Origin of the sequence: Sphingomonas sanguinis (genome assembly GCF_001476905.1) — a bacterium.
Classification (GTDB): domain Bacteria; phylum Pseudomonadota; class Alphaproteobacteria; order Sphingomonadales; family Sphingomonadaceae; genus Sphingomonas; species Sphingomonas sanguinis_B.
Window position 1 is genome coordinate 1 of the sequence record NZ_LDTE01000037.1, and the last position, 26,386, is coordinate 26,386.

Consider the following 26,386-nt stretch of genomic DNA (forward strand, 5'->3'; position numbering starts at 1 on the left):
GGATGGGAAAAGAGGGGGGGTAAAAGGAAGATACGGACAAGCTGGCGCGCCGGACCGCCCAGATTCACCGCCCAGAAGCGGCGATGGCAGCCGCCAGCGCAATCGGTGCGGACCCCGCCTCTCCCCCGCCCTCGACCGGCCCGCCCGCCGGCTCGGTTCCCGCCCAGCCGCTTGTGCGGCTGGACAATGGCGGTTTCAACAATCTGGCGGAATTCGCATCTGCCGTTCGCTTTGCGAACCCGGCAGCCGGTCAGAATTACCGTGTGGACGATCGGCTCGCGGCGCCGAGCAATGTTCACATGGAAGGCGGCGATACGACCGGCAGCTATCTGGTACCTGCCGAGTTCCGCCAGAACATCGTGAACCTCGTCTTCGACGATGGCAACGACCCGATCATGGACCTGATCTCGCCTGATCCGACCGCGTCCAACCGCGTGATCGGCCTGGGTGACGAGACGACGCCTTGGGGTTCGAGCGGCATCCGGGCGGCCTGGCGCTCGGAAGGCGAGCAGATGCAGCCCACCCGGTTCGACCTGACGCCGCGCGAAACCAAGCTTGGTGAGCTCTATGCGTTCGTCCTGGCGACCGAGGAACTGCTGGAAGACGCGCCGCGCGTCTCGACCCTGCTGACCAATCATGCGGCAGCCGCCATCCGCTGGAAGGCGGCGGATGCCTTCATGTATGGTGACGGCGTCGAGAAGCCGCTTGGCTGGCTCAACTCGGCAGCGACGATCCTCGTCCAGAAGGAAGTCGGTCAGGGTGCCGCCACCATCGTGCGCCAGAACCTCGCCAAGATGTTCGCGCGCATGATCATGCCGACGCAGGCGAGCTGGCTGATGAACAGCGACGTCCTGCCGTCGCTGATGGAAATCCGCACCGATGCGGGCGTGCCGCTGTGGTATCCCAACTATCAGGCGGCACCGGGCGGTACGCTGCTGGGGCGGCCGGTCATCTTCAACGAGCATTCGCGCTCGATCGGTCAGTCGGGTGACATCCAGTTCGTCAACCCGAACGGATATGAGGCGTTCCGCAAGCAGAACGGCGTCAGCTTCGCGGACTCGATCCACCTCTATTTCGACTACAACATCCGGGCGTTCCGCTGGGTGTTCCGGATCGGCGGTCAGCCGGTTCTGTCGAAGCCGGTGACGCCCGCCAACGGCAACACCACCAAGTCCCACTTCGTCGCGCTCGCCGAGCGCGCCTGAGCCCAGCCCCGGACCCGCGCGACGCGCGGGCCGGTCGTCCCCTGACGGCCGGAGCATAAGGACCATCACATGTTCAGCAACCTGAACCCCTCCGACCGCGCGGGTATCGCGGCGGTCATCGATCCCGCTCAGGCGGGCCCCGGCACGATCACGACGCCTTGGGTCGATGCCCGAACCTTCTTCTCGCTTCTCGCCATCATCTCGGTCGGTGTTCTTGGCGCGGGCGCGACGGTCGACGCCAAGTTCGAGCAGGCGACCGTCAACACCGGTGCCGATGCCAAGGCAGTCCCCGGATCGTCGATTACCCAGATCGTGAAGGCGACCGGTGACAGCAAGCAGGCGCTGATCAACATCCGTCCCGACGATCTCGACAAGAATGGCGGCTTCAAGTTCGTCCGTCTGTCGGTCACCGTGGGCGGTGCGGCAAGCTTCCTGTCCGCCCTGCTTCTCGGCTTCGATCCTCGCTACGGCGCGGCCGGTGCCAACCAGACCAGCACCGTCGCGCAGACGGTCCGCTAAGGAGGCGTTACGATGATCGAGTTCCTTCAGGACTATACGACGAAGGCGATCCCGCCGGAGTCTTTCGAGGTGGGTCAGCGGGTCGATCGCAGCGAGGATAGCGAACTGTATTTCGTTCGCCTTGGCCTTGCCGGTTATGTGACCGAGAACGGCCTCGTCGATGAGGAAAATCGCCCGATCGTCGTCGGCAAGCCCACAACGGAAGTCGTCACGCCGGGTGATAACCGCTTCGCGCTGGGGGGACGTGCGGGGGAATTGTCGCTGGGTCTGGACGCGCCGCAACGCGCGACCAGCGGGCCCGGCAAGATCCTGCTGGCAGGCGGCGATCAGCAGACCGCCGCTGCCGAAGGCGAACTGGAACGGCTGATTTTCGAACTGGCCAAGGCCAATGCCGAAGGCGACGACCTGGCGAAGGAGCTGGAGCAGGTTCGTGGCGAACTGCAGACGGCGCAGGACGACCTGAAGTTGGTGCAGAACGACCTGGGCAATGCCCAGGCGGCTGCCCGCGCCGCCGTTGCAGACAAGGCAACGACCGAAGCTGCGCTGGCCACCGCCAATGGTCGCATCGTGGAATTGGAGGCGGCGCTGGCGGAGGCGACCAAGCCGGTCTCCGAACAGTCCACCGATGATGGCGCAGGCGCCAAAAGCGGCAAGGCCGCGAAGTAAGCGAAGGGGCGGTCCATGGCCATCACGATCCGTGCGACCGCCCCGCTCGATGCGGGCGCGGTGCTGCCCGATGCGCTGGTCGCGCAGCAGCTACGCCGCGACAGCGACGATGATATGGCCCTCGTGAACAGCCATCGCCTAGCGGCGCTGCGCTGGATCGAGAAGCATGTCGCGGTGTCGCTCCAGCGGCGGGGCTGGATGGTTCGGCTGGACGGGTTTTCCGCGATGCTGCGCCTCCCGGTCTCTCCTGTGGCGACCGTCGACAAGGTGACCTATCTCGACGGGTTCGGTGCCGCGATCGATGCGGCCGGTCTGTGGCGTCTGTCGGATAACTTGCTGGTCCCCGGCCCTGCGCAGGTGTGGCCTGCGACGCTTGTCGGGCCCGGTGCCGTCACGATCGAATTTACAGCGGGCTATGTCGACGTGCGCAACGAGGCCCCGAACCTGACGACGTCCGCGCTGATGATGATCCAGCATCTCTACGATGGCGGCAATCTGGACGCGCTCCCGCCCGCGATCGGCATGTTGCTGGATCTCGATCGCGTCCCGGTGATGGGCTGATGGGTATCGATAGCCGGGAACTGGATCGGCGCGTCACGCTGATGCGCGCGGCGCCCGATGACGATGGACTTGCCACCGTCGACGGCGAGTTCGCGCCGCTGGGCAAACGCTGGGCCGGCAAGTCCGACATCAGCGATGGCGAGCGCATCCGGGCCGCGCAGAATGGGCAGGACATCACCGCCCGCTTTCTCCTGCGCTGGGACAGCGTCACCGCAACGCTGACCGCCAAGGACCGCCTGATGGACCGGGATGACCGCGTCTATGAGATCGTCAACGTGAAGGAAGTGCGCGGTCGGCGCGTGGGGATCGAAGTGACGGCGGTGGCGCGGCCATGAAGCCGACGATAAAGATCACCGGGACCGACGAGATTGCACGCAAGCTGCGGGCGATGGGCAAGGTCCTCACGCGCCGGACGCTGATCCCGATCATGGCGGACAATGTCGAGCCGATCGCGGATGACATGCGGTCGCTGGCGCGGCGCCGGTCTGGCAAGATGGCTGGCAGCATCACCGTATCGACGCAGCTGTCACCGCATCAGGCGGCGATCGTCGAGCCGATCGCGCCGATCGAGATCTATGCCGGGCCGGGGCCCCTGCCCCAGGCCATTCAGGAAGAATTCGGCAACCTCCGTGAACCGCCGCACCCGTTCATCCGACCCGCCTTCGACAGCGGGGTGAAGCGCGCGGTGGACGGGATCGCCAGCGGCGGGATCGACGCGATCCTCGACGCCGCCAAGAAAGGCTGACCACCATGGAAGAGGCGCTGCGCGCTCGACTGCTGGGTGCGGCTGATCTGTTCGCGATCGTGGAGCGTCGCGTGGATTGGGGGGTGCGGACGCAAGGCGCGCCGTTGCCTGCCGTCACGCTGAACATCATCACCGGCGTCGCCACGATGCACATGGCCGGGCCGGACGGCTGGGACCGGGCGCGGGTCCAGATCGACGCCTGGGGCCGCACCTTCAAGGCGGCGCGCGACATCCGTCGCCTCGTCGCAGATCCGCGTGTCGGCCTGCTGACCTCCTGGCGCGGGGACCAGTCGGGCTTTCGCCTGCGCACCTTCGTACTGTCGCATCGGTCGCTCGACGACAGCGACGCGCAGGGTCCTGTCTTTCGTCAATCCGTCGACGTGCTCGTCTGGTCGACCCCCCTTGGAGTGAATCCATGAACATCTTCATCCCCGCGAACTTCATCGACCTGCAAGAGCCCGATCCGGAGAAAGCAGAGATCGAGGGCGGCACGACCATCACGCGCGAAGACGACCGGGCGGAGGAGTTGATCCGGCTGGGCCTCGCGCAGCGCGTCAACACCCCGACCGCGCCGGACGTCCCGGCCAAGTAACCCCACCAAGAAAGGAACGCACACATGGCTGCAACTGCTGCGGCGACCGATATCGGTTTCCTGACCGTGTTCGGCAAAGTGGTCGGCAACGCCTTCACGGCGTTTGCGGAAGTGACCGACCTCAACCTCCCGGAGCTGTCCCGTGACAGCAAGGAATTCACCCATTTTGGTAGCCCGGACGGCTACCGTGAGTTCAAGCCCGGCCTGTCGGACGCAGGCGAGGCGAGCCTGACCTACAACCTAATCCCCGGCCTGGCTGACGATGCGGTCATCGCCGCGCATCTGGCGACCAAGTCTGTCGAGGCTTGGCGCGTCCAGTTTCCGAATGGCGCAAAGCTTGATTTCAACGGTTTCGCCACCAAGCATGGCCGCGCGACGCCGATGGAAGACAAGATGACCGGCAGCGCGACCTTTAAGGTTTCGGGCAAGCCGACTCTGACCCCGGCGGCCTGACGGTGAGGAAGCCACGCAAGAGCGGTGCGAATGCTGAGCGCGGCCATCTCGGCTTCGAGGTGGGCGGCAAGCCTTACACCTTCGTCTTCTCGACCAATGCGCTGTGCGCGATCGAGGATCATTTCGACCTTGAGAGCATCGACCAGCTGGACAAGGTGATCGGCAACAAGCCGTCCTTGCGCCAGATCCGGACGCTGTTCCGCATCGGTTTGACCGACGCCGATCCTGCCATGACCGATGTCGAGGCGGGCAAGATCATGGACGAAGTCGGCGGCCTGGAACCGTCCGCGCAGCTGGTCATGCAGGCGCTGACCAACGCCTTCCCGGAGGCGGCCGGTAGCGCCACGGCGGACCCTCGGTAAACGACAGCCGCCCCTGGGACTGGGGGCGGCTGCACACCGAATGGTGTGAGATCGGGCGGGACCCCGAACAATTCTGGCGACTCACCCCGCGCGAAATTGCGCGTGTGTTCGAGGGGGCGGCCCGCGCCGCAACCCTCGAACACGACCACCGCATGACGCTGGCGTGGATGACCGCCGCGCTCGGGCGCATCCAGAAGATGCCCGAGCTTTCCAGCCTCCTGCAGTCCACCGCCCGTCCCAAGGCCCCCAAGCCTCCCAGCGACTGGACCACCATGCTGACCCAGGCAGAGGCATGGGTCGCTTCCTGCTGAACCGGAGACACAGATGAACATGGCAGTCGTCGGCGCGGCGCGCGTCGTATTCGGGGCGGACACGTCCGACTTCGATGCCGGTGCGCGGGGTGTCGAGGGCGTGCTGGGCCGTCTGGTCGAACGGTTTCAGGAGGTCGAGCGGCGGCTGAAGATGCTGGGCACCGGGATCACGCTGGGGATCACCGTGCCGTTCGCGGCGATGGTCCGCAGCGTCGATCGCGGTGCGGGCGCCTTCGAAGGCCAGATGAAGCGCGTGGAGGCGGCTCTCGACAATGTCACCGGCGATCAGCTGGCGGCGCTGACCACGCAGGCGCGGGATTTGGGCCCGGCCGTTGGCAAGGGCGCGACCGAGGCGGCCGAGGGGATCGAGGAGCTTGGCCTGGCTGGCCTGTCGACTTCCGATATCCTTGGTGGCGGCCTGAAGGCCACCCTCGATCTCGCGGCAGCCGGAATGGTCAAGGTCGCGCCTGCGGCCGGGCTGGTCACGGACGTTATGGGTCAGTTCAAGATCACGGCCGCGCAGCTTCCCGACGTCGTGCGGCGCGTCGTTGGCGCGATGGACGCGAGCAAGTTCGGTTTCGAGGATTTCCAGCTCGCGGTCGCGCAAGGCGGCGGTATCGCTGCGGAAGCCGGCGTCAGCTTCAAGGATTTCGCGACCGCCGTTGCCGCGACCAGCACCCAGTTTTCGAGCGGCTCGGACGCGGGCACGTCGTTCAAGACGTATATTCAGAGCCTGCGCGGCAACAGCGATGATGCCAAGTTCGCGATGAAGCAGCTGGGCCTCGAATTCTACGACGCGCAGGGGCGGATGAAGCCGCTGGGTGAACAGGCGCAGATCCTGCGCAAGGCCTTCGGCAACCTGACCGACGCGACCAAGAACGACGCGCTGGCCAAGATCTTCGGAGCGGACGCGGCGCGTACCGCGATCGGCCTGATGAACCAGGGCGTCGAGGGGTTCCAGAGGCTTCAGGACACCGTCGAGAAGGGTGATGTCGGTGCCAAGATCGCCAAGCGCCTGGAGGGCTCTGAGGCCGCCAGCAACCGGGTCGCCAACGCCTGGGAGTCGGTCAAGATCGCGTTCGGTACCGATGGCGGCCTGCTGGCGCCCCTGACCGCCATCAAGAATGGCTTTGCGGCCGTGCTGGAGACGATCGCCAAGGCTCCGCCGTTCATCATCAAGATCGGCGCGGCCTTCGCGGCGATGGCGGCTGCTATCGGCCCTGTGCTGGTTGTGCTGGGTCATGTCGGGGCTGTCCTGCTCGCCAACTTCGCGGCGTCGCGTTTCGGGCTGATCGGCCGCGCGATCGGTCTGATCATCGCGCCGATCTCGACGTTGATCAGCATCCTGGGGGAAATGGGACTGGCGCGGGCGCTGGCATTTATCGGCGGGCGTCTGGCGGCTTTCCTAGGGCCGGTCGGCATCGCGGTCGCGGCCTTCGCGATGCTCCGCGACAGCATCCTGCCCGTGTTGACCGCGATCTGGAACCGGATCGTCGAAACGCTGGGCCCGAAGCTGGAGGAGATATTCGCCAAGGTGGGAGCGATCTTCTCTACCCTGTCGAGCGGCCCGATCGCGACCGCGTTCGGTGTCGTCATCAGTCTGCTCGACGGTCTGCGCGATGTGATCGGGACCGTCGTGGCGGGCGTGTTGGCGGTGTTCGGAGAGCTGCTGGTCCGTACCCTCTCCGCAGCGGCCTCGCTGCTCTCCGGCTTCGTCGATATCGTCAAGGATGTCGTGGATGCGGTAACCGCCCTGCTGCGCGGGGATTTCTCGGGTGCGTGGGACGCGGTGCTGTCGATCGTCACCGACGCCTGTGACGCGATCGTCAATGCGCTGGTCGCGATGGTCCCCGACATGGAGCTGCCGCTCCGGACGGCCTATGAAGCTGCGAAGACGTGGATCGGGGAAGGCTTCGCCTCGATCGGCACCTGGCTGGGCAGTGTCGTAAAGTCGATGGTCGACTATGTCGCCGGGGCGTTCCCGACCGTCGTCGCGGCGGCCAAGTCCGTGTACGAGGGCGTGAAGGGCTGGCTGGTCGACAAGTTTGGGGCGGTCATGGACTGGATCGGTGGAGCGGTGAAGTGGATCACCGACCGCTATGGCGAGATCAAGAAGAACCTGGGGCTGGGCGGAGCGTCGGAAACGGCCGCGCCTCCCAAGCCTGCGGCCCCGCCCGCCGCTCCGGCTGCCCCGACCGGAGCGAAGCGCACGGTCGATCTGGAAGAGCCGAAGAAGGAACGAAAGAAGCGCGGTCGCAATACGACCTATGACGCCGCCAATCGGGAGGAGTTGAAACTTCAGGCCGAACTGGAGGCCGCCCGCCTGCGCGGTGACCGCGAGACCGAGCAGCGCATTCAGGACCGGCTTGATCTGGAAAAGCAGGTCGAGGCGTATCAACGCACCGGCCTGACCCACGACCAGGCCAAGATCGCGGCTGCGCGAGATCTGGCGTTGATCCAGCAGGCCCGTGCCCAGGCGGTCGCCAAGGAGATCCGCGACGAACAGGCGGAGGTCGCGATCGATGTCGCGCGGATCACCGGAAACCGCGCGTTGGAGGACAGCCTGGAACGACAGGCGGACCTGAAGAAGCGGATCGCCTTCTACTATCAGCAGACGCACGATCTGGCACAGGCCACGCTGCTGGCGGAAGCCGATCAAGCGAAGGTCGATGCCGCGCGCCTGGCGGTCCGGCAACGCTGGATGGAAGACGATGCCCGTGATCGGGCGGTCCGGTTGGCGCAGCTGCGCGGCGATACCGAGCAGAGCATCCGCCAGCTGCAACGCGAGATCGATGTCCGCAAGCGCGCCCGCGAGCTGGAGGAACAGGGCGTCAGCCCCGATGCCGCCATGCGCCGGGCCGCGCTGGAATGGACCGAGGAGGACAAGGCGCGTCAGACCGGGGTGTGGCGCGACACGCTGCGCGGTGGCCTGCGCGCGGCGATGGACGGCAACCTGGGCGACTGGATGAAGGACTGGTGGAAGAACCGCATCGCCAAGGGGATGGAAGAAGCGCTGAACAGCCTGACCAACCTGATCGCCAAGCTGTTCTCCTCGTTGAGCGCCAAGAGCAATGGCGGGGGTGGCCTGCTGGGGGCGATCGGCAAGCTTCTGGGATCGGTCAGCAGCGTCACCCGGATCGCGCCGGTCGACATCTCCGGCTGGGGCGATGCAGGTACGGTTCCCTTGCCCGACATGAATTCCCTGCCCGGGTTCGCGACTGGGGGATCGTTCCGGGTCGGGGGGCGCGGCGGGATCGACCAGAACCTCGTCGCCTTCCGCGCGACGCGGGGGGAGATGGTCGACATTCGCAAGCCGGGCAATGACGCGGGTGGCGGGCGGTTCATCATCGAGCCGTCGCCATGGTTTGATGTCCGTGCCGCCAGTGCGGCGGAACCGTCGGTGCAGGCCATGGGCGTCCGTGCGGCGGCCGGCGGGAGCGAGATGGCGGCGCGCAACGCCGCGACGGCGCAGCGGCGGAGGATCGTCCGTTGAGCATCGCCCTGCCCCTCTCTCCTGAGCCGACCGATGCCACTCCCAGCTACCTCGATTATGGCGGCACGCTGCGGCCGATCTTCGGGGGCGCGATCCAGAAGCTCACCCGGCTGGGGGACCGGTTCGCGATCGAAGTGACCCTCCCCCCGCTGGAATATGCGGATCTCGGCATGCTGTGGATCGCACGGCTGATCCGCGCACAACGCGAGGGCGCGATCCTGCCATGGCCGCAACCGGGCTTCTCGACCGGCCTGCCCGGCAACGCGGTCATCAACGGCGCGGGACAGGCCGGGTCGCTGCTGTCCCTGCGCGGCCTGGCGCCGGGCTACACGGTCAAGGAAGGCCAGTTTTTCTCGATCGTGCATGGCGGGCGCCGTTACCTGCATCAATCGGCGGACACGATCGCCGCCAGCGGCACCGGTCAACTCCGCCTGCCGCTTGCGCCCATGATGAGAATCAACCCGGCCGATGGCGAGGTCGTCGAGGTCGCGAAGCCCATGATCGAGGGCATTCTCGACGGCGATACACGAAGCTGGAAACTCGACGTCGCGCTCGACGTCGGACTGACATTCATGATCACGGAGATGAAATGAGCTTGCTGACGCCCGCGCTCGACGGCGCGCTGAAGGCCGATATGCCGCTGGTCTTCGGGGCCGTTGCGATCGACCTGCCGGACCAGGCCGTCAACCTGCTGGACGGTGCCGGCGTGCTGTCGTTTGGAAACCGGACCTTTGTCGGCCATGACGAAACGTTCGGGACGATCGCCTCGGTCGAGGATCTGACGGATGGCGTCGGGGACAGTGCGCCCGCGTTCCAGCTGACCCTCCTTCCGTCCGGCGATGCGGCAGCCGCGCATCTGGCGGCCCCGACCATGCAGGGATCGCCGGTCATGGTCTGGCTTGGCGCCGTCGACCGGGTGACTGGTCAGCCGATCCCGGACCCGCATCTGGTCTTTCTTGGCGAGCTGGACGTGCCCACGCTTCATTCCGAGGAACATGCGCGCCGGCTCGATTACGAGATCGTCTCGGTCTTCGAGCGGCTGTTCGAGGACGATGAAAGCGTCCGCCTGAGCGCGGGCCATCATCGCAGCATCTTCCCCAATGAGGCGGGCATGGACTTCGTCACGGGCGTCGCGGAGACGGTCTATTGGGGCGTCCCCGGCGTACAGGGGGCTGTGTCGACCTATAGTGGCGGCGCGGGAAGCTATGGCGGGCAGGTGCAGCCATGAGCGACGATCCGTTCATCCGCCGGACGAATGCGGCGCAGGCCACACTGGAGCAATGGCGCACGCGCCCGATGCGGCTGGGCACCTCGGACTGTGTTCGGATGACCGCCTCGCATCTGCGCCGGCTGGGCCATGAGGTGAGGCTGCCCGCGTCGGGGTCTTACCGAACAATCCGCAGTGCGCTGAAGGCGCTGGAGAACCGAGGATATGAGAGCCTTGCCGAGGCACTCGACGCGATGGGACTGGAGCGCATTGCCCCCGCTGCGGCGATCGTCGGGGACGTGCTGATGTTGCCGGCCGAAGACAAGCTCGGGGCCTTGGTCGTGGCGCTAGGTAATGGGCGTGTCGTCGGCTATCATGAGGAGGTCGTCGGCGCGGCAGTTTTGCAGCCGCTGGATTATGTGGCGGCGTGGCGCGTCGAACTGGCCTAACCCCCGGTTCGCGGTGCGCACGGCTCCAAAAATTTCCCTGGCAACCACGATCGGATCGCGGTTGAGTTTCCCGTCCTGCGCAGATCGACGCGGGCGGCGGCATTCCCAGATGCGGGACCGCCGGACAACCAGACAATCATGACATCATCGGGTCTGTCGGGCTGACGATAGACATTGGGCGGAGCTAACTGCCGGACAAGGCATCGTTCCACGTCCTCCATCGGCTTCGCCGATACGTAGGTCGCTTCAGGCTTCCGATCGTCAAATTTCGCGATCTGGCCATCGGTCGCGACCAGCAGTGCCATCCAGAACATCTTTTCTCCCCTGCATTGCAGGTCCTGACGGAATCACTTCATGAGCAAGGTACTCAAAACGGCCGCGATTGTCGTGGGTGCCGTAGCCCTAGTTGCGTCAGGTGTTGGAGCTGCGGCGGCAGCTGGCGCTTTTGGAACTATCGTTGCAGGATCGGCAACGGCGGCCACCTTAGCGACGGTGGCGACGGTGGCCAGCGTCGCGTCGGCTGCCGCAGGGGCGCTTACGCTCGCGGCAGGTCTGACCGCGAAGAAACCTACGGCCGAAGCGACCGGCTCCCAAACCAGTTTCTCCGCCAACCCAGACGCGGGCGCACCCCTTGCGCTCGGACGAACGGGCACGGCGGGCGATATCGTCGCGCGCTTCGGGTGGGATACGCGCGACGCGGGTGACAATGATCGACAGGCCTTCGTCGCGGTCCTGTCGCTGGGCCCGATCGCCGCAGTCGAAGGCCAGACGGTGGACCGCGTGCCGGTGGCCTATACCGGCACTGGCGGGGCGATCGGGGCCTATGCGGGCTTCATGTGGTCGATGACCCAGATCGGTGCCCTCGCCTCCGCTGCGCTGGGTTTCGGTGCGGGTGCTGGCGCGCCACCGGGGTGGACGGCGCAACACGCATTGTCGGGTAAGGCCGCCGCCACATGGACGCTGCGCTTCGATACCAAGGCGAAGCAGTTCCAGAACGGCGTTCCCGCACCGATGTGGACGGTACGCGGCACCCTGGCCTACGACCCGCGCAGGGACAGCACCTATCCGGGTGGGGATGGTCCGCACCGCATGGCCAATCCGGCGGATACCGCCGCCTATGACGCGGCAATGGCGACGTGGGAGTGGACCGAGGACCCCTATCTGCTGGGCCTGAAATGGGCGCATGGCGTCTGGCAGCGCGATGTCCGCGACCCGAACAGCACGTATCAGCGGGTCATGGGGATCGGCGCGCCCTGGGCGGCGATCGATGTCGCGGCCTTTGTCGAGGGCGCCAACGTCGCGAAGGCGAACGGCTGGACCTGCGGCGGCATGGTCTATTCGGGCGATGGCAAGTGGGATTCGATGAAGAAGATCCTGCAAGCCGGAATGGGTGAGCCGCTGGCGCTGGGTGCGCGGATCAGCTGTTTCGTCAACGCCCCCAAGGTCAGCCTGGCGACGGTCACCATCGACGATGTCGTGGGGCCTGCTAGCGTTTCCGCAACCCAGCCGCGCCGCGACCGGATCAATACGATCACGCCGCGCTTCCGGCTGGAGGCGAACAACTGGCAGCACCTGCCCGGCGCGCCGATCAGCGTGGCGAAACACGTCGCGGAGGACCGTGGAAAGCGCAGCCGTGCGGTCGACTATTGGCTGATCCAGAACAGCAAGCAGGTCGGCACGGCCGTCCGCTACGATATCGAAAATTCGCGGGAATTCGGGCCGATCACCCTGCCCGTCAAGCTGCACTGGATGGGCTATAAGCCCGGTGATTGCGTGACGGCGCAGCTGCCCGAGCTGGGGTTGAACAACCAGCCGATCCTGTTGCTCAACCGGACGCTTGGCGCCGCATCGGGCATCGTGACGCTCTCCGCCCGGTCGGAGACGAACGCGAAACATGCCTTCGCGCTGGGGCAAACCGCGACGCCGCCCACGACCCCGGGTGTGAGCGGGCCGCCGCTTGTTCCGGTGCCTGCGCAAGACGCATGGGCGATCACCGCGACCAGCCTGATTTCCCAGGCGCAGACGGTTCCGGCGCTGATCGTGACCGGCTCGGTCGATGCCAGCACGGCCGATGCCGTCGTCATCGAATACCGGCCTTTCGTGTCCGGTCAGTCGATCGATGCGGGTTGGACATCGGCGGGCGTCTGGTCGGTCGGTGCCAGCCGTGCGGAGATCACCAGCGTGCGGAGCGGGACGGCCTATGAGGTCGCGATCTCATACCAGCGCCATGGCGTAACCGGTGGGCGTCGTATCATCGGCCCGGTCGTCACCGCTGGACCGACGATCGACTATGATGGCGTCACAGGTCCGAACCGGCCGGAGAACGGCGCGACCGTTGGTGCGCCGCCCGGCACGAAGGTCGGTGATCGCCCTGTCGAAGAGGTGATAGCGCAACTCGACCAGATTGAGCCGATCACGACGGACCTATCCGCGATCAAGGAAATCCAGACCGGTCACTCGACCGAACTGGCGGTGCTGGACGACGCGCGCATCGACATGCAGGCGGTGCAGCGTCAGATGGCGCGCGATGCAGGGCGCTTGAGCGAAGCGACCTTGCGGTTGTTGGCGGAGGCGGACCGCACGCGCACGGTGCTGCGCGATGCGGGAATCGTGGTCGATCCGGTGACGGGTGTGGTTCGCATCTATGCTGTCGACCAGCTGGCGGAAAAGACCTCCAAAGTCGAACTGACGCTGGATGCGCAAAAGGCGCTGATCGAGTCGAAGGCATCGACCAATTACGTCAATGAGCAAATCGCGCTGGCGGTGCTCGACCCGGCGCAGGCGGCGCAGCTGGAACCGATCATCGCCCGGCTGGCCTCTGCCGAGCAGTCGATCGATGGCCTGAACGCGGCGGTCCGCCAGAAAGCCGACCTCATCGAACTTACCCGTGTGGGCGGCCGGGTGTCGACCGTCGAACAGGATTTGGACGCGGTGACGGGGCTGGTCGCGACGAAGGCGTCCCAGACGCTGGTCGACCAGCTGGGGGCCACGCTGACCCAAGTCGAGCAGCAGCTGGGGGCGATCGGCGATACGGTCGGGCTGTCCGTTTCTGTTCGGCAGGCGCGCATCGTCGCGGACCAGGCGGCGGAAGGCGCGTTGCGCGCGCTGCTGGCGGGCGATGACGCCAATCAGCGCCAGATCGCGCAGGTCGCGCAGGCGCGTCAGGAACTGACCACGCGGATGGATGCGGGGTTGCTGACCGAAGCGACCTATCGCCTGGCGCTGGCGGTCGAGGTGGCGGCCGTCCGGGCGCTTACCATCGCGGAGACGACGGCGCGGATCACGGGGGATGAAACCGCCGCGCGCTCGATCGCGGCGCTGGGGGTGACGACGGATGCACAGTCGGCCGCGATCGGGCGGCTCGATCAGGCCTTGATCAACGCGGCCGGGGGGATTGCGGGAACGCAGACCACCATCCGCCAGATCGCGCGGCGCGATGCCACGGCCGATGAGGCGAGCTTGCGGGCGCTGATCGCGGGCGATCAGGCGGACCAGCGGCGACAAGCGCAGCTGGTGCAGATCCAGACCGAGTTGACCACGACGATGGTCGCCAATGAAGCCGCCAGCGCGGTGGCGCGGCAAGCCTTGTTGGCGCGCATGGGGCGGGCGGAGGGGGCGGCGCTCGACTTGACCAAGGTGGTGGCCGAAAACAACCAGTCGACCACCACCCGGTTGCAGGCACTGGACGCGCAGTTCGCGGCGCAGGCGGCCGATATCGTCGCGACGGTGGCGCGGATCGCGCGGGAGGAAAAGGCGCGGGCGGATGCCATCTCGGCTGAGGCCGAGGCGCGGCGGGTGTTGAGCGCGCAGGTCAATGATCCGTCGACAGGCCTGCCCTGGGCCACCGGAGCCATAGCCGATCTGGCGCGCGTCACGAATGACCGGGACAACACCAATGCCGCGCTGATCCAGCAGGTGCGCGCCATGCTCGACGGCATCGGAAATGTCGGTATCCAGCAGGCGTTCGAGGCGGTCATCAATCGTCTGGGTAAGATCGAGGGCCAGTATTCGGTGGCTATCGATGTCAATGGCAACTGGTCCGGCTTTCAGGTGATTGGCGGAGCAACAGGACCTGGGTCCTTCAACCTCATCAACACGGACCTGCGGCTCGGCACTGGCAGGGTGATCTGGAATAACGGCCAGTTCATGGAGGTTAAGGGAATCGGTTTCGGCCGGAACAGCGACCTGCTGTCTTGGTACGGCCCGACCATGGCCATTGCGGATTGCACCCGCGCCAACGGCTTGGAGTGGAAGGGCACCGATGGTGTGATTTTCACGGCCGCCGCGATCAAGGCGGGGCCTTTTACCAATCAGGGCTCCAGCACCCTCATCGCATCAGATGCGTCATTCCAGCTGGGGCCTTTTACTAGCGACGGCAAGTCAAAGACTGTCGTCGCGTCCTACACCTTCCGACGCATTCGGCGCGTGTCGCCGGGCGGCGGCGGGGCCGTGACCGGCACACCCTCCGCCACGCTGGCACTCGAGTACCAGACGGCCACGGGCGCGTGGTCGCAGGTCGGCACGATCCAGACTGGTCAGCCCATCATCATCGTCAATCCCGCTACCGATCAGGACCCCGGCCGGCTGGAAGAGGCCATGTCGGGCAGCGTGACGTGGACGGACACGCGCACGATGCTGGAGGGGTATCTGTACCGCCTCCGCCTGACCCAGCGCACCCAAGCCAGCTTCACGGGGACCGCATCGGGGCCGGACAGCATCACTCAATCTCTCTCCATCATTTCGCAGGAGTAAAAGCATGTCTTGGTATCGCGCAGGCTCTGTCACCGTCGCGGCGGGCTCGAATGTCGTCACCGGCGCAGGAACGGATTTTGTAGCCAGCACCTCGATCGGCGATGCGTGGATCGGTCAGGATGGCCGTACTTATGAGGTCGGTCAGGTCGTGTCCGCGACCGAGTTGCGGTTGACGACGCCTTATCAAGGTGCCGGGGGCGGTGGTCAGGCATATGCCATCCAGCCGACGCAAAGTTTTGCGCGCGATCTGGCGCTGGCAGCGGCCGCCTTGCTCAATACCTTTGCGGCGGTGCGCGACGGCGTCGGACAGGGGATGTTTCCAGGCGGCTCGCTGGCTGCCCCCGGCATACGCTTCACGGCCGATCAAGACACAGGCATCGCCCGGTATGGCGAAAACCTGCTGAGCGCTGTCACGGGCGGCGTCGAGCGGATGCGGTTCGGCGAGGTCAATTCTTCGCTAGCGCCGCTTGTCGCTGGCGGCGGCATCATCTGTCAGCAGGGAGGCGTCGCCGGGTCGCTGGTTTTCCCTCTCGACATTTTGGGCGCTTTGGGCGGTGCCGCGACGATGCGCATCCGCTTCGGCTCTTCCGCGAACGTGTACACCAATCACAGCTTTATCGAAGCGCAAACGCTGACCGGCACTGCCTCTGACCTTCGCTTCGGCACGTCCGGCGTGGAGCAGGCGCGGATCGACAATGCGGGAAATTTTCTCTTCGGCGTCGCGTCTGGCGGAAATCACCGGATCGTCAAATCCGTCGGCGAAGGCATTACCGTCCTGTCGATCGGCGGTGCCAGCTCGGAATTTATCTACTTCAATTCGGTCACGACTCAGGGGTGGAGCAATGCGTCGACCGCCATGTCGGTGGGACGACATTCCGGTAACGGCCGCTCGATCAATGCCGGAGGTACTATCAACGCCTCCGGCGCTGACTATGCCGAGTATATGGTGAAGGCGGCGGGCTGCGGGATCATCGCCAAGGGTGATGTGTGCGGTGTCGATCGCGACGGAAAGCTGACTACCGCCTGGGCAGATGCGGTCAGCTTCGTGGTGAAGTCGACCGATCCTTCGTATGTCGGTGGTGATACATGGGCGGCCCATCTGCCCCCGCGTCCTCAAGCGCCCGGCGCTGAGCCAGTCGCTCCGATCAAGCCGGGCTCTGCCCCTGTGGCACCCGTCGAGCCCGGACCCGAGCCCACCGGGGAAGGGCCGATCTATGTGGCATGGCTTCAGTCGCGCTTCGCCTTTGGCATCGCCGAGCGCGATTACGCGGTGGCGCTCGCCGAATGGCAGGCCGCGACCGACGCCTATCCGACTGCCCGCGCCTCCTATGAGGCGGATCACGCGGCCTGGGTAGCTGCCACGGCGGCCTATGCGCGCGATCTTCCGACATGGGAAGCGCAGCTCGAAGCGGCGCGCGTCTGTGTCGATCGCATCGCCTTCTGCGGTCAGGTGCCCTGCAATGTGACCGGCGATTTCGAGGTGGGCGATTACATCGTCGCGGCGCAGGACGGCGACGGGATCAAGGCCATCGCGGTGAAGGCCGGCGCCATAACGCTGCCGCAATACATGGCCCGCATCGGGAAGGTCTGGGCGATCCGCGACGGCCGCGCGTGGATCGACGTGCAGCATGGCTGATCCGCCCCCGCAGTCCGGCCCGGTCTGGAAAGACTGGATACCGGCCCTGTCCTTCGCCGTGGTCCTCGCTGGCGCGCTGATCGCGGGCGGGGGCTATATCAGTCAGCTGCGGGACAATACCCGCCGCCTCGATGCGCTGGAGCAGCGGGTCGAATTGCTCCGCTCCATCGATACCCGCACGGCGCGGATCGAAGCGAAGCTGGAGGTGCTGGTCCCCGAAAAGGAGCATCGGCCATGATCGACGGTGGTGTCATCCTGATCGTGGTCGGCTGGCTGATGATGTGTGCCGCCCCGGCCGAGAAAATGGTCGCGGGGCGGCGGGCGGCTCGGCCGGTGGTGATCGGCGTCATGCTGCGCACGGCCTATCCGCCGCCCCCTTGCTCTCCCTCCCTCATCGAATTGGTCGCGGCGGCCGATGCCGCCTTGGAGCATGACGCGCTGATGCTCGGAGAGCGCGGCGTCGGCGACGTGTACGACCAAGCCTGACCGCTGACGGCCGGATGCCGTCGAACCCCTCCGACTGGAGATTTCCATCATGAGACTGATCCCGAACTGGCGCCAATCGTGGCGCTGGTGGTCCGTGCGCGTGTCCGCGTTGGGGGCCATGATCTTCGCCTTCCTGCTGGCCGCACCGGACCAGGCGCTGGCCATCTGGCAGGCGCTACCCGCCGATGTGCAGGCGATGATCCCCAATGCCAAGGAAATCGGGCTGGTGCTGACCATCGCGGTCCTCGTGGCGCGGAACGTGCGACAGAAGGAGGTGGGCGATGGCCGCCAGTAAGAAGACGCTGGCGGGGGTGCTGGGATCGGCCGCGCTGGCGGCGCTGACCATGGCGGGGCTGACCAGCTGGGAAGGCAAGCGCAACGTCGCCTATCGCGATATCGTCGGCATCGTCACGGCGTGTCGGGGGACCACCAAGGGCGTCGAGATGGGCCGGGTCTATACCGATGCGCAGTGCGACGCGATGGATAGCGCCAGCGCGATCGAACATGCGGAAGGGGTGCGGCGATGCACCCCCGCGCTGACCGGCAACCAATTGGTCGCAGCGGTTCTGCTGACCTACAATATCGGTGTCGGGCGCGTGGGTGGCGGCGGCTATTGCGGGTCGACGGCCGCGCGGCGTTTCAACGCGGGCGATCTGCGCGGCGGCTGCGAGGCGTTTCGGCTGTGGAACCGGGCTGGCGGCCGGGTGGTGCAGGGGCTGGTCAACCGACGCGAATATGAGCGTCGGCTCTGCCTGACCGGACTGTGACCCGGCTTCGGCTGCTCGCGATCGGCGCGGCGCTGATCGCGGTCCTGGGGGTGCTGGTCTGGTTCTATCAGACCGGCGCGCGCTCCGGCGCGGATCGCGTCATCGCCAAGGGTGCCAAGGACCATGCCGCCACGGTCGCGGAAGCGCGCACCGATGAACGGCAGGCCGCCGCCAGCACCGCGACCATCGCCGCCCGTGCGGCCCGCGCGGATGACCTGACAGACCGCTATGTTCGTCAAACGATAGAGGAGCTTCGCCATGCGATATCCGATGCGCCCGCTGCTGCTGGCGACACTCTGCCTGCCGCTGATGTCGACAGCGTGCGGAACCGCCTCAACGCCGCGACCGACCGCGCGAACCGAGCGGCCGATCCTGCCGCCCCTGCCCAGTAACCTGACCAAGACCGAGCGGCTGGAGCCGTTGACCGCCGCGCCGTCCGGCAAGCGGATCACCGTCGACCAGGCCGTCTTCCTCGAAATCGTCACCCGCTTTGTCGAGGCGATCGGGGCCGTCGAACGCGGCAACCGGCGCGCGGTGGCGGTGGCGCAGGAGCGCGAATGTGTGCGGACCATATTGGCGACGGGAGCGGTCGCTCCCGACTGTCAGCCCGAGGTGCGAGGCGGGAGGTCGAGAGACCCCTCCGGCGGTAGATAGAACGGCCCCTATCCTCGTTTGAAAGCCGTCCCGGCGCGCCCGCATCAGTCCCGCATGGCTGACGCACGCGATATTACTCCAGGTACAAAGGAACATCCATGAAATCCTGTCTTGTGGCGGGCGCGATGGCGCTTGCCTGTCTGCCAAACGCTGCGACATCCCAGGCGAAATTGCCCCCTGTAAAGGATTGGGCTGGCAACACGGTTCCTGGCAGCGCGTCGTCCATCCTCGACAAGGATGGTACACCGATCGATATCCTTAACCCTCTGCCCGTGGCAGGTCGGCAAGAGGCTGTGACGCTTGCCACGGCGAATGTCGCTGCTCCCGCCGCCAAGGTCTATGGTGGAACCTATGTGTTTAACCAAGGATGCGGCGCTTACGGTTCGGTGGCCCTCCGCTACCGTGCGGCTGACGGTGCGACGATGATAACCTTAGTCACCAAGACCTCTGCCGACAGCGCTGGAGGAACGCTTCTGTCGCTCGGAACGAACACGATCGTCGATGTTGCGTTGTCCGGCACGACCGGTTGCAATGTCACGCTGGCGAGAATTCCGTCGTGAGCCGGTTTCTGATCGCGCTCGCGGCGCTTCTCGGGTTATTCGCCAGCCCCTCGGCTGCTCAGGTCGTTGGAACGACACCGACCGTCTATGGCGGTGGCAGCGCGGCGGGCACCCCGGCGCAACCGGCCTGGGTCTTCGGTGCCTCGTCTTTTCGCACGGCCGGGGCGGACCTCTATCGAATGGCTGCTTCGGACGCCAACCGGCTGACCGAGCTGTCCGATCTGTACCTCCCGGCGCAACCAGCGGGCTGGAGGGTCGTGTTCACGAATTTCGGTCTCGATCCCAACAATCGTCCGGCCGGGACGGCGCGCGAGCAGAAGCCGGGCAATAGCAACACGCTCGATTATGTCGTGGCCTTCACCGCACAAAATGGCGGTGGAAGCAGAATCGTGCTGACCTTCGGTGGTGCGGGGTCGGTCACGATGGCGGACGGGGGTTTCGCGATCACCGACGCGGTGCCGACGGCATGGCCGGGCGGGTTCCTGCGCACCTCGATCAGCACGGCCATGGGCGCGGCGCGTCCGCGCGGGTTTACCAGCATGGGGCAGCTTGGCGAGTTGCGCCGTCATCTCGCGGCTCCGAATGCCAGCTATGCGTCGGGTGGATCGATCGCCAGTGTCGGGCTGACCGCCAACACCACCAACGGCTATTCGCCTGTGGGGGTGTTGGTGCCGTGGTCGCGCCAGCCGTCGGTGCTGGAGATCGGTGACAGCATCACCCAGCAGGACGACTTGCCCCAGCTCGCCAGCGCGCGCGGCATGGTCGGGGGTGTGACGCGAGGTCTCGACGATGACGGCCCGACCGGTCGCTTTGGCGTCGGAAACTTTGGCCACCATGGCGCGCAGATGGCGGACTTCATGGATCTGGCGGACGGTCGTTTCGGTCTCCGCTACAAGCTCCTGTCCTATATCCGGGATACGCTGAACGGCGGACAGGTGTGGCCCTTCACCGAGATCTGGTCGCAGGGCCTGCGCAACGACTTCTCTGCGATGGGCTATGACAGCAGGGATACGGTTGCGTCGGTCACGGCCGCGATGCAGGCGCGCTCCACGGCGTGGTGGCAGTTCCTGGCACAGACCTTCCCGGGTGTGCCGCTCATCCAGTCGACGATCAGCCCGCGCACGGTCGATAGCACGACCGGCAGGACCACTCTGCAAGCCCAGACCGGCAACGGCCTGAATAGCCAGCAACCCCTCCAGACCGTCAACGACTGGATCATGACGCGTCCGGCACCGCTGGCGCTGGTAGTCGATCTGCGCGCGGCCTATCAGGCACCGGACGACGGCACTGGCATCCCGAAGTGGAAGCTGACACCGATGGCGGCAGCCGGCGGCGGAACGCTGGCAGCAGCGCTGGTGGTCGGCAACGACATCAGCAATACCGGTGTCCGCATCACGACGAATGTTTCCCCGGTCACCGGTAATTATCTCGTCTTTGAGCCCGGCACCTCCAATATGGAAGTTGGGCCGCAGGTCGGGACCTCGATCGTCAATAACAACGACGGGACCTATACGCTGAAGGCTCCGGCCTATTACGCGATCAAGAAAGCGCATGCTGTCGGATCGGTCGTTTCGACGACCAATAGCGCGGACGGCACCCATCCGGGATCAGGCGCGCAGCAGGCTGCGGCGGCTCTGGTGATCGCCACCAAACCGGCAGTGACCAGCCTCAACGCCCGATGAAGCTTCGCACGGTTGACGTTTGTTCTTTATCTGTTCCATCATGACCAGCGCAACGAATCGCTGGAATATCACTATGATGCAGCACGACCCCCGGTTGCGCGCCGCTGCGCGCGCCATCTATGACGCTTGCTATCCGACCGAGGAATGGAGCCTTCTTCCATTCGAACAGGCGGAGCGATATGCCACCACCGAATATCGGCAGGCCGTGGACGGCGCGCTGGCGGCGCGGGCATGTCTGGCAGAGGTCGGTGAACAGCTGACCCTGCCAGTGTCGTGAACCGGTCCCAGCGCGCGCGGATCGTCTTCATGGGGCTGGTCGCGCTCGACGAAGCGATGGCCCGGTCGAGCAAAGCCCAGGGTCCCATCGAGACGTGCATATCCGACCGCATGGTGCTGGCGACGCTTTACGCCATAGCCGGTCGAAATCGTGCGTCCTTTTACGGCTTTTGGCGGGAGTTGCGGCGTCCGGTTCTTCAACATACCGGCGATGCGACGCATCGCGGAAATACCCTTCATGCCCACTTTGCCGGTATCTGTCGCGCTTTGGGCATCAAACAGACGATCGCCTTCGGGACGGCGCTCACTGAAGCGCGGCAGGCGCCCCGCGATGGTTTCCGCACCAAGCATTGCTGCATCGTTGATGACGAGAGGTCGCGCTTTGCCGAGTTCCTTCGCGAAACGATGAACGAACGGCGTAATGCCAATCGGTCCTAATGATCGGGCAAGCGGTTAGATGGTTTGCCCCCATCATCGTAACCCATTGATATTCAATGCGCCTGATCCTCGTTGCAACCGGGCAAACGGCGTTGATAATAAACGATATTCCGCGTCCACGGCTGAAACACGGGTTCGATTCCCGTAGGGGTCACCATTTGGTGCAAAATCAAGTACTTAGCGTGCCTTTGGTGACAGTACGGTTCCCACAAGAAACGCCGTCAGTTCCCCCAAAGCTCAAAATCTTACCGCTCGTCACGCGCTCCAATGCGCCTTCCGCTATGACCAACACACGCGCTCGCTTGCCGTAGTGTCTAACGGTTTCCGGCGTCATGCCCAGGATCGCGCCCACCTCCGTATCGCTCAGACCCAATTCGAGCAGATAGCAGCACGCATTCTTGCGCAGGCCATGGAAGGTGTAGAGCAGTTGCTGGTCATCATCCACGTAGCCCAGCTTATGCATCATCCGACGCAACCGCTCTTGGATGCGATCTGGCCCGCTGAACGGCTTGCCGGAGCGATCGTAAAGCAGCGTGGTCGCCTTCTTGGGCATACTGGCGATGGCTGCCGTCCATAGCGGGTGCATCGGGATCGCAACCGCAACGTCGGTCTTCTGCTGGCCATGGATTTGCATGATCCGGCCATCGTGCCAGCTATGCGCCATGCGGATGCAGTCGCTCAGGCGCTGACCGCCGCACAGGCCGGTGACGATCGCCAGACGCAACATCGGGTCGGCATGATTCAGCGCGGCTTCCTGCACCTCGGCTGGCCAAGGCTCATGTTCGCCAATCGCTAAAAGAGGGATGCCCGCAGCGGGGTTCGTCGCTATCCAATCATATTCGACGGCCTGCGTCAGCATTGCCTTGAGTACGGCCATCAGATTGTTGGCCTTGCCTGGCTTATCGGCATACCGATCGCGCAGCTTGTAGCAGTGAAACGGGCGCATGGAGCGTACCGGCCGCGCGCCAATCGTCTCTTCGATCAGGGCCACATAATACAGCTTGTTGCGCCGCGTGCTGTCTGCAAGCTTTGAGGTCGTCAAGCGCTTACGATGCTCAACCGCCAGCGCGGCGAATGTGCCTGCGACCGGATCGCTACGGACGGTGCTGGCACCATTCGCCTTCGCCAAGGCCTCAGCAAAACCGGGGCTGCTCGGATCTGGTAGCTTGAAATAGTGGTCCTTCCACTTGCCATCCACCTTCACCTTGAAGCGGCGGTAGGTCTGCCCCTTCTTCTGGACAACGCCGGGTATCAAAAGTCTGCCCATCCATCGTTGGATGCGCCTAGGCCGCTTTTCGCGTCAACCCAGGCATCCAGGATACGCGTATCCCAGAGGGGGATTTTGCCATTGTGGTCTGAAGGGGCAGGCACTTGTCCCGCCAGCCTTTGCGAGCGGAAAGCCGACCGACTACGACCGATATACGATGCCGCCTGTTCCTCCCCGACCAAGCGGGGCGTCAGAGCTACACCCCGGCAAAGACCCGCACGTTCGAGAACGTCGTGCGCAAAGCTGCGCAAGACGCCATGGCCGATCTGTCGGCTTATGGCGGCCCGGTCGAGCTGGAAGCGCATTTCAGCCTGCCTATCCCGAAGTCATGGCCCAAGCGCGATCGTGCGCTGGCTCTTGACGGCAAGATCCAGGCTGATGGCGGCCCCCGTGGCGGTGGCGACCTCGACAATTATCTGAAGGCGATCACGGACGGCATGAACGGCGTCGTCTTTACTGACGACTGCCAGATTGTCCGCGTGATCGCCACCAAGCGCTATGGCGAAGAGCCTGGCGCCTGCGTGAGCGTGAGGGCTCTGTAAGCGTCCCGGCGTATAACTGGCGGGTCCAGCCCGAGATTCACGCGCTGCGTGAGAAGGGCGATGCTGCCCATTTCGGCGCTTGCGGGCCATCTGGCGCGCACGATGGGCGATGACGGCCGTCTCTTCGCGCATCTCTTCCCATCCGGTGGCGAACGACCCCAACCAGTCGGACGGGTCTGGCAACGGGGCGGCGTCGATGACCAGGCGCCAGAGCTTCGCAACGCCGGCCATGATGCGCAGGCCGCGATCGGCGGCATCCTGCGTCATCTTCTTCTCTTCGACGGCCTTGGGATAGCCGGCATCACGCTGCTTCAGCAGATTGATGGCCGTCGTCGCGATGTCCTCCAGATCGGCACGGCGCGGCGGGAACCCGAACGTCGGCTTTCGCTGAAACCCGCCATTCGGGTAGCACAAACCGGCCGGTCGGCTCAGCGCCCTATAATCGGTCATTCCAAGTGCCGGATGCTGATCCTGAAAGCTGACGTTCGTTCAGCCCGCTGCTCAACGTTCGTCGTTCGTCGTTCGTCGTTCGTCGTTCGTCACAAAAAAGTTTTGGCCCGCTTTGTGCCAGATCACGGATCAGCGGGCTCGCCCTCCTGCGCTTGTGCTGCGCCCTCCTGGCGAAGCGCGGCGACCCGTTCGTTATGGGTGAGTGGGTGGCGCACGATACGGTCGGTCGAGGCGAGCACGCCCGGAGCCAGGTTGGCGAAACAGACCTGCCGTCGCATTTCCGCGAGCGCCATCCGCCACTGGGAGAAGCTTCCAGTTGCCGCATCAGATCCTCGGGGGCGATCGTCTCCCCCGCCCATAAACGATAGCTCGGCAGCTTGATTGTAGAACGGTCGCGGCTGGCGAGAACGTTGTTGAACTGACCGCTCTCGAACAAGCGCCCAACGCCGGACGCATCGCAGAAATAGACGCCGTCGATCTCGCCCGCCGCGAAGGGCAGCGCGTTGAGCACGCAGGGCACGAGCTTCAACTGTGACGCGCCGTCGCCGAGATGGCGATCGAGAATGTCGGGATAGCGCTCCAGCCCGTCGACGAGTCGTTTCACCTGACTGATCTGCGAGTTCGTCTCGCACAGGAAGCGATAGGAGCGCACCTTGTTGCCGCCCGAAAGCGACCGACTCTTGCATTCGAACAGGAAAACATAGGGGTCCCAGCGGATGAGCAAATCATAGTCGTATGTTTCGCCACCATGCCGCTCCTCGACGCTGACGGCTTTCAAACCCTGAGCGAGCATCAAGCCCAGCATCGCCTTCTCAAAGGACTTTCCCCGGATTTCGAACGACTGCTTGAGCGATGACAGGCGGGACAGCATGACCTGTGCTGGGATCATCGCGGCAAGCGACGGACCATAGAGCAGCACTTGCTCGCCTTCGACAGCAATGAGCGGCGTATCGAAGAGATCGCGACTCGAACGGCAGAGCAACGCATGGCCGATGAATGTTTCGGCGGCACGGCCAGCGAGGCCGAGCCGCTGGAGCGTGCGGATAAGGTCGCGGCGCGGCATCACTTGAATCCCGCCCGCGGCATCGGTGTCGGCGGCAAGCGCGCGCAACGCCGAATAGCCGCGCAGCCATTCGATCAGCGTCAGGTTGAAATACCGCTCGCAATGCTGCGTCGGTTCGATGCTCAGCGCCTGTCGCAATGCCCAAAGCGAGTGCATTTCTTCGACGGTGATGAACGCTGTCGGAGCTAGCGCCGCGCTTCCAGCTATCCCGGTCGCCTTCGCGGCGACACCGCTATGGACCACCTCGAAATAATTCTGTCCGAGTTGCTGGGCGAGGCGCTGATTGGCCGCGAAATCGATGCGGCTCCATTCGAGCCACTCAGGGTCGTGGCGCCAGACCTCTTCGACGCCTTGCGCCCGCCAATCCTCGGGAATCGCATTTGCATCGAGTCGGACCACATCGCCACCGAAATAGCGAGTATCTTCCTCGATGTGCTCCCAGAATCGCCAGGATTGGGCGTAGTAAAGAATCGGATGAACGGCCTCGATCTCGGCGTCACCCACGGCAACGGGTGCCGGTATCTCGAGCGCACCATTGGCGTCAAACCATCTTTGACGATAACCCTGCATCAGGAGCGACATAGTGACCGATTGAACTGCGGAATCGACGGGAACTTCCGGATCGATACGCTCGCCTTCCCGCGCGCCGGGCAACGACAGGCCATGGCCATCAAGCACGCCGCCCTCGCCGAGAACCTCCATCAGCCGAGCCTGATGCGCGCCGGACTCGCGCGCGCCTGATTCGAGAAGCGCGCTGACACGCACCGCGGGATCGAGCTTCGCGCCATCGCTCGCATCCGAAGCAGCGAGAATCTGACGATACCCCTGCTCAATCCGCTCGACGAGCGCCATGAAGTCGCGAACCTTGTCAGCTTCATCGGTGCCAAGCGCCGACTCGATATGGTGTTCTACCGCGGCCAGGCAGGACACGCGCTTGGTATGCGCGGTCGGATTGGGATGCTTGATTAGCGGGAGGCCGCCTTCGCGCATGATCGCGACCAGCCGATCGACGGCCTCGCCGTCGAGCCGAACCGAGGCGAGATGCGCGATCAGCTTCTTGCGGTCATACTTTTCTAGGGTTTGCTTGACCGTTTCTTCGCTAAGCCTAGGGTCCAAACCCAATCAGCATCTTGAGTGGTGACAGTTTTCCTGATTCACTGGCGTGTGGATCAGGAGGAATGAGGCATGGCGCTATTCTGGTTGTCGGATGAAGCGTGGGCGGCGATCGAGCTGCATCTGCCGAAAAACTA

31 protein-coding genes and 1 tRNA gene are annotated in these 26,386 nt (G+C 65.0%); 29 read left to right on the forward strand and 3 right to left on the reverse strand.

Features of this window, described 5'->3' with window-relative positions; genetic code table 11:
• Positions 1-62 precede the first annotated feature (62 nt).
• From SB4_RS06925 to SB4_RS06990, 15 genes are all read left to right on the forward strand, one after another.
• Complete coding sequence (locus SB4_RS06925) at positions 63-1,205, forward strand: phage major capsid protein (RefSeq protein WP_338112942.1); 1,143 nt, start codon at positions 63-65, stop codon at positions 1,203-1,205.
• Positions 1,206-1,274: 69 nt separating this feature from the next.
• Positions 1,275-1,724, forward strand: a complete 450-nt coding sequence (locus SB4_RS06930) for a hypothetical protein (protein WP_058751981.1) — start codon at positions 1,275-1,277, stop codon at positions 1,722-1,724.
• Between the two features lie 12 nt (positions 1,725-1,736).
• Positions 1,737-2,390, forward strand: coding sequence for a hypothetical protein (locus SB4_RS06935; RefSeq protein WP_058751982.1), 654 nt, complete (start codon positions 1,737-1,739; stop codon positions 2,388-2,390).
• Between the two features lie 15 nt (positions 2,391-2,405).
• The gene (locus SB4_RS06940) at positions 2,406-2,951 is read left to right on the forward strand and encodes a head-tail connector protein (protein WP_058751983.1); all 546 of its coding nucleotides are present in this window, start codon (positions 2,406-2,408) and stop codon (positions 2,949-2,951) included.
• The gene (locus tag SB4_RS06945; protein ID WP_058751984.1) at positions 2,951-3,286 is read left to right on the forward strand and encodes a head-tail adaptor protein; all 336 of its coding nucleotides are present in this window, start codon (positions 2,951-2,953) and stop codon (positions 3,284-3,286) included. The genes SB4_RS06940 and SB4_RS06945 overlap by 1 nt, the downstream gene beginning before the upstream one ends.
• The gene (locus tag SB4_RS06950; protein ID WP_058751985.1) at positions 3,283-3,696 is read left to right on the forward strand and encodes an HK97-gp10 family putative phage morphogenesis protein; all 414 of its coding nucleotides are present in this window, start codon (positions 3,283-3,285) and stop codon (positions 3,694-3,696) included. Before SB4_RS06945 ends, SB4_RS06950 begins: the two co-directional genes overlap by 4 nt.
• Before the next feature lie 5 nt (positions 3,697-3,701).
• Positions 3,702-4,115, forward strand: a complete 414-nt coding sequence (gp17, locus tag SB4_RS06955) for a tail completion protein gp17 (protein WP_058751986.1) — start codon at positions 3,702-3,704, stop codon at positions 4,113-4,115.
• Complete coding sequence (locus SB4_RS19950; protein ID WP_193753753.1) at positions 4,112-4,288, forward strand: hypothetical protein; 177 nt, start codon at positions 4,112-4,114, stop codon at positions 4,286-4,288. Before gp17 ends, SB4_RS19950 begins: the two co-directional genes overlap by 4 nt.
• 24 nt (positions 4,289-4,312) lie before the next feature.
• Positions 4,313-4,741, forward strand: a complete 429-nt coding sequence (locus SB4_RS06960) for a phage tail tube protein (RefSeq protein WP_058751987.1) — start codon at positions 4,313-4,315, stop codon at positions 4,739-4,741.
• Positions 4,742-4,743: 2 nt separating this feature from the next.
• Complete coding sequence (locus SB4_RS06965) at positions 4,744-5,103, forward strand: hypothetical protein (protein ID WP_058751988.1); 360 nt, start codon at positions 4,744-4,746, stop codon at positions 5,101-5,103.
• A gap of 152 nt (positions 5,104-5,255) precedes the next feature.
• Positions 5,256-5,414, forward strand: coding sequence for a hypothetical protein (locus SB4_RS20330; RefSeq protein ID WP_241488517.1), 159 nt, complete (start codon positions 5,256-5,258; stop codon positions 5,412-5,414).
• Between the two features lie 13 nt (positions 5,415-5,427).
• Positions 5,428-8,907, forward strand: a complete 3,480-nt coding sequence (locus SB4_RS06975; RefSeq protein WP_058751990.1) for a phage tail tape measure protein — start codon at positions 5,428-5,430, stop codon at positions 8,905-8,907.
• The gene (locus tag SB4_RS06980) at positions 8,904-9,500 is read left to right on the forward strand and encodes a hypothetical protein (RefSeq protein ID WP_058751991.1); all 597 of its coding nucleotides are present in this window, start codon (positions 8,904-8,906) and stop codon (positions 9,498-9,500) included. Before SB4_RS06975 ends, SB4_RS06980 begins: the two co-directional genes overlap by 4 nt.
• Positions 9,497-10,135: a hypothetical protein gene (locus SB4_RS06985; protein WP_058751992.1), complete on the forward strand. Its 639-nt coding sequence runs from the start codon at positions 9,497-9,499 to the stop codon at positions 10,133-10,135. Before SB4_RS06980 ends, SB4_RS06985 begins: the two co-directional genes overlap by 4 nt.
• The gene (locus tag SB4_RS06990) at positions 10,132-10,563 is read left to right on the forward strand and encodes a DUF6950 family protein (protein ID WP_058751993.1); all 432 of its coding nucleotides are present in this window, start codon (positions 10,132-10,134) and stop codon (positions 10,561-10,563) included. Before SB4_RS06985 ends, SB4_RS06990 begins: the two co-directional genes overlap by 4 nt.
• On the opposite strand, the gene SB4_RS19500 is transcribed toward SB4_RS06990, so the two are convergent.
• A complete protein-coding gene (locus tag SB4_RS19500; protein WP_153006112.1) occupies positions 10,560-10,868 on the reverse strand; it encodes a hypothetical protein in 309 nt (102 codons plus the stop codon). The two genes, SB4_RS06990 and SB4_RS19500, sit on opposite strands and share 4 nt — an antisense overlap.
• A 196-nt stretch (positions 10,869-11,064) precedes the next feature.
• On the opposite strand from SB4_RS19500, the gene SB4_RS06995 reads away from it, so the two are divergent.
• From SB4_RS06995 to SB4_RS19515, 13 genes are all read left to right on the forward strand, one after another.
• Complete coding sequence (locus SB4_RS06995) at positions 11,065-15,315, forward strand: coiled-coil domain-containing protein (protein ID WP_193753754.1); 4,251 nt, start codon at positions 11,065-11,067, stop codon at positions 15,313-15,315.
• Between the two features lie 4 nt (positions 15,316-15,319).
• On the forward strand, positions 15,320-16,951 hold the full coding sequence (locus SB4_RS07000; protein WP_058751995.1) for a hypothetical protein: 1,632 nt from the start codon (positions 15,320-15,322) through the stop codon (positions 16,949-16,951).
• On the forward strand, positions 16,944-17,189 hold the full coding sequence (locus SB4_RS07005) for a hypothetical protein (RefSeq protein WP_058751996.1): 246 nt from the start codon (positions 16,944-16,946) through the stop codon (positions 17,187-17,189). Before SB4_RS07000 ends, SB4_RS07005 begins: the two co-directional genes overlap by 8 nt.
• Positions 17,186-17,437, forward strand: coding sequence for a hypothetical protein (locus tag SB4_RS07010; RefSeq protein WP_058751997.1), 252 nt, complete (start codon positions 17,186-17,188; stop codon positions 17,435-17,437). The genes SB4_RS07005 and SB4_RS07010 overlap by 4 nt, the downstream gene beginning before the upstream one ends.
• A gap of 49 nt (positions 17,438-17,486) precedes the next feature.
• A complete protein-coding gene (locus SB4_RS19505; RefSeq protein WP_153006113.1) occupies positions 17,487-17,732 on the forward strand; it encodes a DUF7940 domain-containing protein in 246 nt (81 codons plus the stop codon).
• A complete protein-coding gene (locus SB4_RS07015) occupies positions 17,719-18,204 on the forward strand; it encodes a lysozyme (RefSeq protein ID WP_058751998.1) in 486 nt (161 codons plus the stop codon). Before SB4_RS19505 ends, SB4_RS07015 begins: the two co-directional genes overlap by 14 nt.
• Entirely contained in the window at positions 18,201-18,596 is a 396-nt protein-coding gene (locus SB4_RS07020) for a hypothetical protein (protein ID WP_058751999.1), read from the forward strand. Before SB4_RS07015 ends, SB4_RS07020 begins: the two co-directional genes overlap by 4 nt.
• 28 nt (positions 18,597-18,624) lie before the next feature.
• Positions 18,625-18,858: a hypothetical protein gene (locus SB4_RS07025; protein ID WP_058752000.1), complete on the forward strand. Its 234-nt coding sequence runs from the start codon at positions 18,625-18,627 to the stop codon at positions 18,856-18,858.
• Positions 18,859-18,956: 98 nt separating this feature from the next.
• Positions 18,957-19,418 (forward strand): hypothetical protein, encoded by a 462-nt coding sequence (locus SB4_RS19510; RefSeq protein ID WP_153006114.1) that lies wholly within the window; start codon positions 18,957-18,959, stop codon positions 19,416-19,418.
• On the forward strand, positions 19,415-21,100 hold the full coding sequence (locus tag SB4_RS07030; protein WP_058752001.1) for a hypothetical protein: 1,686 nt from the start codon (positions 19,415-19,417) through the stop codon (positions 21,098-21,100). Before SB4_RS19510 ends, SB4_RS07030 begins: the two co-directional genes overlap by 4 nt.
• Positions 21,101-21,173: 73 nt before the next feature.
• Positions 21,174-21,377, forward strand: coding sequence for a hypothetical protein (locus tag SB4_RS07035; RefSeq protein ID WP_420893882.1), 204 nt, complete (start codon positions 21,174-21,176; stop codon positions 21,375-21,377).
• 29 nt (positions 21,378-21,406) lie between these two features.
• Positions 21,407-21,814, forward strand: coding sequence for a hypothetical protein (locus SB4_RS07040; RefSeq protein ID WP_153006115.1), 408 nt, complete (start codon positions 21,407-21,409; stop codon positions 21,812-21,814).
• Between the two features lie 64 nt (positions 21,815-21,878).
• Positions 21,879-21,971: transfer RNA gene (locus SB4_RS19515), tRNA-Tyr, on the forward strand.
• Positions 21,972-21,983: 12 nt separating this feature from the next.
• Here SB4_RS19515 and SB4_RS07045 read toward each other — a convergent pair.
• Positions 21,984-23,081, reverse strand: a complete 1,098-nt coding sequence (locus SB4_RS07045) for a tyrosine-type recombinase/integrase (RefSeq protein ID WP_193753755.1) — start codon at positions 23,079-23,081, stop codon at positions 21,984-21,986.
• A gap of 233 nt (positions 23,082-23,314) precedes the next feature.
• Here SB4_RS07045 and SB4_RS20590 point away from each other — a divergent pair, with 233 nt between their 5' ends.
• Positions 23,315-23,623, forward strand: a complete 309-nt coding sequence (locus tag SB4_RS20590) for a RusA family crossover junction endodeoxyribonuclease (RefSeq protein ID WP_420893883.1) — start codon at positions 23,315-23,317, stop codon at positions 23,621-23,623.
• A 436-nt stretch (positions 23,624-24,059) separates the two neighbouring features.
• Here the strand turns inward: SB4_RS20590 and SB4_RS07060 are convergent, their stop codons facing one another.
• The gene (locus SB4_RS07060) at positions 24,060-26,258 is read right to left on the reverse strand and encodes a hypothetical protein (protein ID WP_153006116.1); all 2,199 of its coding nucleotides are present in this window, start codon (positions 26,256-26,258) and stop codon (positions 24,060-24,062) included.
• Positions 26,259-26,386 lie beyond the last annotated feature (128 nt).

Excerpts from the sequence above, each read along its gene's own strand:
- SB4_RS06930 (WP_058751981.1), top strand. The coding sequence starts at position 1,275 with ATGTTCAGCAACCTGAACCCCTCCGACCGCGCGGGTATCGCGGCGGTC.
- SB4_RS06935 (WP_058751982.1), top strand. The coding sequence starts at position 1,737 with ATGATCGAGTTCCTTCAGGACTATACGACGAAGGCGATCCCGCCGGAG.
- SB4_RS06940 (WP_058751983.1), top strand. The coding sequence starts at position 2,406 with ATGGCCATCACGATCCGTGCGACCGCCCCGCTCGATGCGGGCGCGGTG.
- SB4_RS06945 (WP_058751984.1), top strand. The coding sequence starts at position 2,951 with ATGGGTATCGATAGCCGGGAACTGGATCGGCGCGTCACGCTGATGCGC.
- SB4_RS06950 (WP_058751985.1), top strand. The coding sequence starts at position 3,283 with ATGAAGCCGACGATAAAGATCACCGGGACCGACGAGATTGCACGCAAG.
- gp17 (WP_058751986.1), top strand. The coding sequence starts at position 3,702 with ATGGAAGAGGCGCTGCGCGCTCGACTGCTGGGTGCGGCTGATCTGTTC.
- SB4_RS19950 (WP_193753753.1), top strand. The coding sequence starts at position 4,112 with ATGAACATCTTCATCCCCGCGAACTTCATCGACCTGCAAGAGCCCGAT.
- SB4_RS06960 (WP_058751987.1), top strand. The coding sequence starts at position 4,313 with ATGGCTGCAACTGCTGCGGCGACCGATATCGGTTTCCTGACCGTGTTC.
- SB4_RS20330 (WP_241488517.1), top strand. The coding sequence starts at position 5,256 with ATGACGCTGGCGTGGATGACCGCCGCGCTCGGGCGCATCCAGAAGATG.
- SB4_RS06975 (WP_058751990.1), top strand. The coding sequence starts at position 5,428 with ATGAACATGGCAGTCGTCGGCGCGGCGCGCGTCGTATTCGGGGCGGAC.
- SB4_RS06985 (WP_058751992.1), top strand. The coding sequence starts at position 9,497 with ATGAGCTTGCTGACGCCCGCGCTCGACGGCGCGCTGAAGGCCGATATG.
- SB4_RS06990 (WP_058751993.1), top strand. The coding sequence starts at position 10,132 with ATGAGCGACGATCCGTTCATCCGCCGGACGAATGCGGCGCAGGCCACA.
- SB4_RS19500 (WP_153006112.1), bottom strand. The coding sequence starts at position 10,868 with ATGGCACTGCTGGTCGCGACCGATGGCCAGATCGCGAAATTTGACGAT.
- SB4_RS07000 (WP_058751995.1), top strand. The coding sequence starts at position 15,320 with ATGTCTTGGTATCGCGCAGGCTCTGTCACCGTCGCGGCGGGCTCGAAT.
- SB4_RS07005 (WP_058751996.1), top strand. The coding sequence starts at position 16,944 with ATGGCTGATCCGCCCCCGCAGTCCGGCCCGGTCTGGAAAGACTGGATA.
- SB4_RS07010 (WP_058751997.1), top strand. The coding sequence starts at position 17,186 with ATGATCGACGGTGGTGTCATCCTGATCGTGGTCGGCTGGCTGATGATG.
- SB4_RS19505 (WP_153006113.1), top strand. The coding sequence starts at position 17,487 with ATGAGACTGATCCCGAACTGGCGCCAATCGTGGCGCTGGTGGTCCGTG.
- SB4_RS07015 (WP_058751998.1), top strand. The coding sequence starts at position 17,719 with ATGGCCGCCAGTAAGAAGACGCTGGCGGGGGTGCTGGGATCGGCCGCG.
- SB4_RS19510 (WP_153006114.1), top strand. The coding sequence starts at position 18,957 with ATGAAATCCTGTCTTGTGGCGGGCGCGATGGCGCTTGCCTGTCTGCCA.
- SB4_RS07035 (WP_420893882.1), top strand. The coding sequence starts at position 21,174 with ATGATGCAGCACGACCCCCGGTTGCGCGCCGCTGCGCGCGCCATCTAT.
- SB4_RS07040 (WP_153006115.1), top strand. The coding sequence starts at position 21,407 with ATGGGGCTGGTCGCGCTCGACGAAGCGATGGCCCGGTCGAGCAAAGCC.
- SB4_RS07045 (WP_193753755.1), bottom strand. The coding sequence starts at position 23,081 with ATGGGCAGACTTTTGATACCCGGCGTTGTCCAGAAGAAGGGGCAGACC.